Source organism: Clostridioides sp. ZZV14-6387, assembly GCF_020657835.1.
Taxonomy (GTDB): Bacteria; Bacillota; Clostridia; order Peptostreptococcales; family Peptostreptococcaceae; genus Clostridioides; species Clostridioides difficile_A.
In genome coordinates this window covers 1-10109 of the sequence record NZ_JAGWCW010000053.1, presented here as the reverse complement: position 1 = coordinate 10109, position 10109 = coordinate 1, and the positions used below count along the sequence as shown (strand labels likewise).

General features: G+C 27.6%; 7 protein-coding genes. All 7 read right to left on the bottom strand.

Annotation, left to right across the window (positions count from 1 at the left end):
• Positions 1–88 precede the first annotated feature (88 nt).
• Positions 89–835 carry a site-specific DNA-methyltransferase gene (locus KGF38_RS19680; RefSeq protein ID WP_227832681.1) on the bottom strand — a complete coding sequence of 249 codons (747 nt, stop codon included), beginning with the start codon at positions 833–835 and terminating at the stop codon, positions 89–91.
• A 69-nt stretch (positions 836–904) separates the two neighbouring features.
• Positions 905–1723 (bottom strand): N-acetylmuramoyl-L-alanine amidase, encoded by an 819-nt coding sequence (locus KGF38_RS19675; protein ID WP_227832680.1) that lies wholly within the window; start codon positions 1721–1723, stop codon positions 905–907.
• 1 nt (position 1724) lies between these two features.
• On the bottom strand, positions 1725–2126 hold the full coding sequence (locus KGF38_RS19670) for a phage holin family protein (RefSeq protein WP_227832679.1): 402 nt from the start codon (positions 2124–2126) through the stop codon (positions 1725–1727).
• Positions 2127–2311: 185 nt separating this feature from the next.
• Positions 2312–3478: an InlB B-repeat-containing protein gene (locus KGF38_RS19665; RefSeq protein WP_227832678.1), complete on the bottom strand. Its 1167-nt coding sequence runs from the start codon at positions 3476–3478 to the stop codon at positions 2312–2314.
• 79 nt (positions 3479–3557) lie between these two features.
• On the bottom strand, positions 3558–3893 hold the full coding sequence (locus KGF38_RS19660; RefSeq protein WP_227832677.1) for a CD1375 family protein: 336 nt from the start codon (positions 3891–3893) through the stop codon (positions 3558–3560).
• Positions 3894–3903: 10 nt separating this feature from the next.
• Positions 3904–8676, bottom strand: a complete 4773-nt coding sequence (locus tag KGF38_RS19655) for a hypothetical protein (protein WP_227832676.1) — start codon at positions 8674–8676, stop codon at positions 3904–3906.
• Positions 8677–8691: 15 nt separating this feature from the next.
• Positions 8692–10109, bottom strand: a 1418-nt coding sequence (locus KGF38_RS19650; protein WP_227832675.1) for a phage tail protein, incomplete at its 5' end; no start/stop codon positions are given.

The following is a 10109-nucleotide window of genomic DNA, read 5'->3' as shown; positions in this document are numbered from 1 at the left end:
ATAATTAAAAATGTACTTATTAAGATAAGTAAAAGAGCTATCACAGAACAAATTTAATTTGCTCATGCGACAGCCCCTTCTTTTTTATTTATAAATTATCTTTGTATGCTCTTTCTATTCTATTTTTACCTTTTTCAAAATAATCATTGTCTAGTTCTATGCCTACGAATTTTCTTTTAGTGTTAGCACATGCAACACCAGTTGCACCACTTCCAAAACAATTATCCAGTACAACATCATCTTCTCTAGTATATGTTTTTATTAAATATTCTAATAGACTAGTTGGTTTTTGTGTTGGATGAATACATTTAGTTTCCTTATTAAAATATAATGTATTACTAGGATAATTTGTGTATTCTTGTATATATTCTTTTCCAGATAATCCACCATGATATATTTCTCCTTGACTACCTTCTTTTTTTACTTTTTTAATTGGCTTATCCAGCTTTTTTAAATTCTGTGGTATATATAAGGGTGCCTTCTTATAAAAAACATTTATATCCTCTACACATCGTAAAGGCTGATATTTACAAAACGCAAATCCTGTTCTTGTATTTTTCAGCCAATACCAACTATATTTATAATTTTTTAAATTAGATGCAATTAATTTTGTAGTAAATGGTTGAGCTGAAAATAAAACTATAGCACCATTACTTTTTATTATTCTATTATATTGTTTCCACATTTCTTCTAAGTTTATAATACTATCCCATTTGCAATTAGTCATTCCATAAGGAAGGTCGCATAAAATTAGGTCAACCGAATTATCTTTTATTGTCTCCATTATTTCAATACATTCTCCATTGTAAAGCTTATACTTTTGTATGTCTAACATATATTGTAACCCTCCTAATATTATGTATTATATTCGATTTGAATCTGGATATAGTATTTATTGCTATGCTTAATATCTTACTTTTTTTATAAATAGCAATGCTTTTTTAATTGTTTCCCAAACATCACTATCATATATTTGTGTGAACTTTTCTCCTGTATTTTTAGCTATTTCCACCATTTTTTTACTAGCTCCACCACCCACAACATATAAATTTTGTGTTCTATGTGGTTTATAATTTTCTATGTCTGTAACTAAATAACTTTCTTTTTCTCTCTTGTAATATAATCCTAATAAATCTGCTGCTACTTTATCATCACCGCTGTACACTATTGTATGTTTGTATCTATTATAATTATTTTCTTCTGCTGAACTAACATGTTTTGTTATTGCATCCACTATCGCAGCTGCTAATTTATCAGCTCCTAAACTTAAATATTTATTCGCATCTTCAGTATCTACGAAGCATACTTCTATTAGCATGCTTTTTGCTTTAGTTTTATTTACTACATATAATCCACTTCCATCTTTTACCCCTCGATTTGTAAATCCTAAATCAGAGATTTTTTTACAAACATCTATAGCGTCTTGATACTGTTTACCTTTATATGTGTAAACTTCGCACCCTTTGCCACCACCAGCGTTAAAATGTATTGATATGAACCAGTCCAAATCCTGTCTATTAGCTTGTGCAGTTATTTTAGATAAACATTCAGATTGTGTAGATGCTTTATCTATAGTACAATCAACTACATTGTTACCTAGTTTTTTTAGTTTGTCTATTACTTTATATCCTACATTTCTAGTTTCTATTGATTCATTTATTTTTCCTATAGCTCCAGAACCTGCTCCCACCTTTGTATGTCCACAATTTACACCTATCTTCATTTTATTTATTCTCCTTTCCAAGTTGTTCTAATGCTTCTTTAATTTTATTTGGTATTGGTAAACCTATTGCTGCACAATTTTCTGTTATACTTAATGCTTCATTTGCTATATAAAAATAGCAAACTAATGTCTTAAATATCCAATCCCCATTATTTATTAGTCTGTCTAATAATGCTGCTACTGCCACAATTACCAGTATTCCACTTTTTTTTGCAATACCTTTAAATCCTACATTACTAGAAAGTTTTTTAAGTACAAACCCTTTAATTACTCCAAATAGATAGTCTATCAACATAAGTGTTAACAGAATAGCTAATACCTCCTCCCAAGTTCCAAATAGCCACGTAAAATACGTTCCTATCAGTGCTGTGATAGTGTTCAATCTTCCATCATAAATATTCATTTTTTTCTCTCCTTATTAAAATTTAAATAACCAATTAATAACTATATACATAAAAAAGGAGCCTTTTTATTGGCTCTTATCATGTAACAATTCAATTAAAATTATGATTCTTATACATTATATTTGGAAACATAAATATGCTGTAAATTGAATTCTCATTTTCTTTTTTAGATTTAAAAGTTATTTTAAAGTTTTCTCCAAAATGCCTGTAAGATAATATTACTCTTATCAATCATTATTCTATCTCCAAAATTTAGCATAGTTGACTCATCATTTTTTACAGTTGACCATCCTATGAGTTCATAACTACCTGCATTTAAATTTCCTGTATTAGATAACGTAACTGTACTTGCATCTGTTAAATATGAATATTGGTCAATTGGTGGGTGACCACTTACACCTGTTCCAGCTGGAAAATTTGAACCATATGCAATCCTATATTTTCCCCACATACCATATAATGTTATATCTTCTTTACCTATAACAATATTTTCTTCTACATCAGATTTTAATATAGGAATTTGAGCTTTTTCTATATTAGAAGTCCAACCTAAAAATTTGTCTTTATCTTCCTCTCCACCTAGTGGATTATTTTCACTATTTTTTAATACAGTAACTATATCACCTTCAACATATCTATTTGCATCAACAGGCACTTCACCCGTTCTATTTAAAGGATATTCTTCTGGTGGGAAATTGGCACTATAAGTAACATATCTATATTTTTTCCAAACTGCATATAAATGTAAGCCATCTGATTGTACATGCTCGTTTTCTATAGTAGCATTTTCAATTACATCTCCATTTTCAGTTAATGACCAACCACAAAACTTATAATTATATTCTTTGTTATTTTCATCATAATTGTTTAATGGTAAAAGAGTAATTATATCCCCTAAAATATATTTATTACTATCAATAGGTATGGTTGGAATAGGAATGCCTTGAAAATCACTAGGAATATTCAGCTCATATATAACATTTATACATTTATACCAGATAGCATACAAAGTGATGTCATCTGTAGCTATGCATCTTTCAATCACATCTCCATTTTCAGCTAATGACCAACCTTTAAATCTATATTCATTTAAATCTGTATTACTTGGTAAATCTAATCTTGCTTCTGTATTAGCTAATACTGTCATGTCATCTGGTACTGTAACATCTTCGTTTGAATATCCTTCTGGCAAATTAATATTATAATTTATTGTGTATCTCTTACTATTTTCCAATAATTGTATTAATATATTTAAATCTTCCTTATTCGCTTTCTTACTAAGTTCCAAGTTAATATTATCCTGTTCATTATTTAATTTATTAATATTTTTTACTACATCTTCATTTAACAAAATTTATCACCTTCTTTTTTATTTAGAGAGTCACATTAGTAACTCTCTATTTTAAACATAAAAAAGAACTCTTACAGTTCTATTTCAATGGTATTTCTAATTCATCACATCTAGTTTTTACTTGCTCTCTAATTATTACTGGTACATCCTCAATTTTCTTTTTACCTTTCAAAATTAAAGCTACATAAACCTCTATCATACTATTTCCTCCAATTCTTGCCATATATGTTTTTGGCATATTATTTATACTTTCTCCATTAGTTGGAGTTAAAGACAATATCATTTCATATATTTCTGTATTAGCTAGTAATGATGTCATAATATCCTCATCTTGTGTTGTTTGACTTACATTTAAATTATCTATCTTCTTTTTCTGTTTAAGCTTCTCAAGCTTACTGTTATTTATATTTAACATTTAATCACCTCTAAAGTGTAGCCTCATCTATAGAAAATATCATTGTTGGTCTTTTTATCGCAGTCCAATTGTCACCTTTTTCAACTATGATTTTAGGTTCTGCTTGTGTCATTCCTTTTTCTTCTAACTCATAAATTTCTTGATAGCCAGTATCAACTTTTTTCATTTCTAATAAATTCATATCTTTATGTAGACCTGTGTTATTTGTTTTGACCTGTACTTTCATTTGGTTTATAAGCTGATAAATTATATCTCCTACATTTACATTATCTTCTAATGCTCTATCTAATGTTATTACAACTTTACCATCTGCACTATTTGTTAAAGAATTTATATTGTACTTCTTATTCTTGATAAATAGATTAGCTCCTTCTGAAACATTTATAGAATTATTCTCTTTGTTAATTGTTGCTCCTAAATACATATTATCTCCAAATAAAGTGTTGGCTTTAAAGTATATGTTATTTATACCAAGATTAAGTTTTTCAAGTGGAATAGTGAACAGCACAAAATTATTGATAAATTCATTCTTTGAATGTATTAACTCATTATTTAAATACATTTCAATCTTATCAATTTCATTATTTGAGTCATTTACTTTTAACTTTATACCAGATATAGTTTTTTCAGCTAATTCTATTGATGGTTTTGTTGTAGGTGCTTGGTAAGTCATAAATAAAGTTTCATCTCTTCCAGCATCCAACCAAAGCAAGTCATTATTAAATTCTTGTGGTATTTGAACTTTATTAAATATATATGGATTATTAGAGTTCATATTATAACAATCTCTTATCTTACCACATATCCAGAGTGATTTATCTAGCTTTCTAAAAGATATATAATCTTCACCTATCTCTACATCTTCTACATCTACATCAAGTTTAGTAAATGTCTTTATTATAGTATTTGCAGAAGCCTCACCTAATCCAAAGTTACCATATCTATTAAATCCTTGCCCCCATACAGAGTTATCATTTAATAAGACTAAAGTAAATTTATCATCACACATTACTTTCTTTACATTAGATATATTTACTCTTTGTAATTCATTTACTTCGTTATTATGACCTACACCTAACTGATAATCTGAATTTAATCCTGCTGAATATAGAGTACCATCATTTTTTAAAAAATATGAGAATCCAACACCACAAGAAGCCTGTCTTATATCTGCAAAGCCTAGCTTAGTGAAGATTGTCAATAGAGCTGTTGTTCTTGGGTTTAATAACTGACCATATGTATTATCACCACATCCAAATAGTTCTCCAGAAGTATTTACAATTAATGAATGAGTTTTTGACATCCAGAACTCCTTTATGTTTTCTTGTAATTCTATTCTGTCATTATCTATATCATATTTTTCTTTATATGAAGAACCTAAAATATTTTTATAATTTATATCACTTCTAGATGGTATTATATATTTGTTATTTATCAGATTAAAGTTATTGTTTAATGTATAATTATTTAAAGTTTCAAATCTATATGGATAATGTCCCTCTATTTTAGTGAATACATTTCTATTAATAACATCACCCAAACCTAACTGTCCATATTTATTATCACCACAAGAAAATATAGTACCATCATTTTTTAATATCATTGAATAACTATCACCACATATAACATCTTTTACATTATTAATATTGACTTTAGTAAATATATGCACATTATCATTATGACCTAGACCCAATTGTCCTTCTAAATTACGACCAGATGAGTATACTGTATCATCATTTTTTAGTACGAATGTATGGGTACCTCCACATACAACTTTTTTTACATTATCTATATTGACCTTTGTAAATATCTCTCTATCATTATTATCTCCTAAACCTAATTGACCACCTGAATTATGACCAATAGCCCATAAAGTATTATCATTTTTAAGTACAAAGGTAAATTCGTCACCACATATGATTTCTTGTACATTATATATATCAACTTTAGTAAATGTATGTCTATCAGTATTATCGCCTAATCCTAATTGCCCATAATTATTTCGTCCACATGAGTATACTGTATTATCGTTTTTAAGTAAAAAAGTGTGGAATCCAAAACATATAATATCTTTTACGTCACTTATATTAACCTTAGTAAATACGTTTCTATTAACAACATCGCCTAATCCTAGTTGTCCATTTTCATTGACTCCACATGCATATATAGAATTATCTTTTTTTATAATAAAAGAGTGACCTTTTGAACATATAATTTTTTTTACATTATCTATATTTATTTTTGTAAATGTATTTCTATCAGTATTATCTCCTAGTCCTAATTGTCCTCCTTTATTATATCCAGCACTCCATACTGTATCATCATTTTTTAATACCATTGAATAACTTCCTCCACCCAGAGTTTCTTTTACATTATCAATATTAACTCCAGTAAATAAAAGTCTATTATTAATATTCCCCAATCCTAATTGTCCAGTGCCATTAAGTCCAACAGTCCAAAGTGTACCATTGTTTTTTAGTATAAATATATGAGCTCTACCACCAACAATTTTATAATTATTTGCATATTCTGGAAGGTTATTTTTTAGTTCTATATTAACCTTTGTAAATACATTTTTGTTAATAGTATCACCTAACCCCAACTGCCCACCAGAATTTAAACCACACGACCAGATACTTCCATCATTTTTAATTATGAATGTATGATTGTTACCACATACAATATCTTTTACATTATCTATAGCAACCTTTGTAAATGTAGTTCTACTATCAGTATCTCCTAAACCTAACTGCCCATAATTATAACCACACGACCAGATTGTATTGTCATTTTTGATTATAGAAGTATGAGCATTTCCACATACAATATTTTTTACATTGTCTATATTAACTTTAGTAAACACATTTCTATTACCAGTATCTCCCAAGCCTAAAGCTCCATTATTATTTAAACCACACGACCAGATACTTCCATCATTTTTGATTATAAATGTATGATAGCTACCACATATTGCATCTTTTACATTATCTATATCAATTTTCGTAAATACATTTCTTTGTGTAGTATCTCCCAATCCTAAAGCTCCATTACTATTATAACCACACGACCAAATTGTATTGTCATTTTTGATTATAAATGTATGATTACCACCACATACAATATCTTTTACATTATCTACAGCAACCTTTATAAATGTACTTCTATTAGCATTACCTCCTAAACCTAACTCTCCATTATTATTTAAACCACACGACCAGATTGTATTGTCATTTTTGATTATAGAAGTATGATACCCTCCACATACAATTTTTTTAACATTATCAATATTAACTCTTGTAAATGTAGTTCTATTAGTAGTATCACCTAATCCTAACTGCCCATAATTATTTCGACCACATGACCAAACTGTATTATCATTCTTGATTATAAATGTATGAGTATATCCACATACAATATTTTTTACATTATCAATATCAACCTTTGTAAACACATTTCTATTAGTAGTATCACCTAATCCTAACTGCCCATAATTATTTTGACCACATGACCAGACTGTATTATCATTTTTAAATATGAATGTGTGAGCATCTCCACATATTATCTTATCATTTTTATTTATTATTAAATATTCGCCATCATCTTTTAATAAATATGTGTCTCCATTTAAATTTACACTTTTGCTAAATCCTACATAATCATTATTTTTATACTCTGTAAAAGTAGTAAAGTTAGTTATATTATTTATAAAATGTTGGCATCCTATTTCCCCTTGTTTATTAGAACCTGTAAATAATATTTTATTATCATTTTTTCTAATAAAAGTATGATAATAACCGCATATAACATCTTTGACATTATCTATATCGACCTTTGTAAATACCTTTCTATAAGTATTATCACCTAGACCCAACTCTCCTTCATAATTATAACCACATGACCATACTGTATTATCATTTTTAATTATAAAGGCATGATAACCACCACATATTACATCTTTTACATTATCTATATTTATTTTTGTAAATGTATTTCTATCAGTAGTATCTCCCAATCCTAAAGCTCCATGCGAATTATAACCACAAGACCATATAGTATTGTCGTTTTTTATGATGTAAACAGAATTATTACCTACAATTTTTTTAACATTATCTATATTGACCTTAGTAAATATATTTCTTTGAGTATTATCACCTAGACCTAAAGTTCCACTAGCATTATGACCACATGACCAGATACTTCCATCATTTTTTATTATGAATGTACTAGAAGCACCACATATTATATCTTTAACATTATCTATATCAACTTTTGTAAATATGTTTCTATTAGTAGTATCATTTAAGCCTAACTGACCGTTAGAATTTAAACCACATGACCATATTGTATTATCGTTTTTGATTATAAAAGTGTGATTGTTACCACGTACAATATCTTTTACATTATCTATATCAACTTTTATAAATGTAGTTCTTTGTGTATTATCACCTAAACCCAACTCTCCATTGTTATTATAGCCACACGACCAGACTGTATTATCATTTTTTAATATGAATGTGCTAGCATATCCACATACAATTTTTTTAACATTATCTATATTAACCTTAGTAAATATATTTCTTTGAATATTATCGCCTAGACCCAACTGACCTTGTGAATTTTGACCTGTGCAAAAGACTGTTCTATCTTTTTTAATAACAAAAGTGTAATTACCACCATGTGTAATATCTACAAAATCATAATTATCAAAATCCTTGTCAAATTCATCAAAATATATATCTGTATCTAAATATCTTCCACGCTGTAAGATTTTATTTTCTTTCATTAAATCATTCCTTTCTTATTTAATTTCATAAGAATATTTTTCAAGTTCTATAGTATTAGCTCCAACATCTGTACTAGTATTTGAAATAGTTTCTATAAAGTTATCATCAAGTTCATGTATGTATTTAACTTTATAACAAGAAAAAGGAATGTCTATTTTATTAAAAATAACATTCCCTTCACTTCCAAATATTCTTTTTCTATCTGTATCTAATCTTAGACCTTCGATTGATAAGATACCTTTTGAATCAGTTAAATTGTCATACCATTGACCTACTTCATCTACTACACCAGATTCCAGTTCTAAATAAATCAATATATCTAAAACTTTATTAGATAAAGTATCATATTTATCTTTTAAGCTATCTAATTGTTGACCTAAGTTTCCACCAGCTTCAAGAATCTTTACACTAGCATCTAATTCATTCACTGCATCTGATATATTTTTAGATACTGTACTTAATTCACTTGAACCAACTTTATTTTGCATTAAATTTATCTTATCTAAATTAGTAGCTATATTACTTTTATTTTCATTTATCTTAGTTAGACTCTCATCAAATTTTGCATCAATTTTGACACTAGAATAAGTACTATCTAGTGTTGTTATATTATCATTTATTGTAGCTTGTATAACTTCTTTATTTGTATTACCATTTACAACAGTTACTTTTACATCTATGTTACTTTCATTAAATATTTCTATCGTATTAGAATCTACTATAGTATAAGAATTAGTCATACTTTTCTTAGTTGCTTCATCTAATATTGCTACAAATATATTTTCTGTAACTAAATTATGATTAACTGTAAGTTTAAAATATTCTCCATCAGCAACCCAATCTGATTCAACATAAGATTTACTAAAAGCTACATTAGTTGCAGCCGAACTCATTTCAGCGATTTTTTCATATACCTTATCAAAATCATATGTAAATCTTTCTTTTAATGTATTTTTTTGAGTTCCATCGTAAGTTTCTCTTGTTTGTATTATTTCTCCTGTTGTATTTGTACTTTCCAACTCTTCAAATCTTTGTTCAAATTCAGTTAATTTATTAGATACAGTTGTTGTCATATCCGTTTTAGCAATATTCACTTCAACAATCTTATTGTCAACTTCAACTATTTTAGTATCTACTTCATTTATCTTATTATTAGTTTCAACTATTTTATCATCAATTTGCTTTTGTTGTTCTTTTAATTTATTATCTAGTGTTGTATCGACCTCATTAAATTTTTCATCAGTTTTATCAATTAATTCTTTTTCCATTCTTTTTATAGAATTTTGTCTATCTATTTCTTGTGTTTCTCTTACTTCTTCACTTTCTTTTCTTACTAACTCATTAGCTTCTCTTGCTTCTTCACTGGTTTTTCTTACTTCTTCACTTTCTTTTCTTACTAACTCATTAGCTTCTCTTGTTTCTTCACTGGTTT

Bases quoted from the DNA above. Each gene is read 5' to 3' on its own strand.
- KGF38_RS19680 (WP_227832681.1), bottom strand. From the start codon at position 835: ATGTTAGACATACAAAAGTATAAGCTTTACAATGGAGAATGTATTGAA.
- KGF38_RS19675 (WP_227832680.1), bottom strand. From the start codon at position 1,723: ATGAAGATAGGTGTAAATTGTGGACATACAAAGGTGGGAGCAGGTTCT.
- KGF38_RS19670 (WP_227832679.1), bottom strand. From the start codon at position 2,126: ATGAATATTTATGATGGAAGATTGAACACTATCACAGCACTGATAGGA.
- KGF38_RS19660 (WP_227832677.1), bottom strand. From the start codon at position 3,893: ATGTTAAATATAAATAACAGTAAGCTTGAGAAGCTTAAACAGAAAAAG.
- KGF38_RS19655 (WP_227832676.1), bottom strand. From the start codon at position 8,676: ATGAAAGAAAATAAAATCTTACAGCGTGGAAGATATTTAGATACAGAT.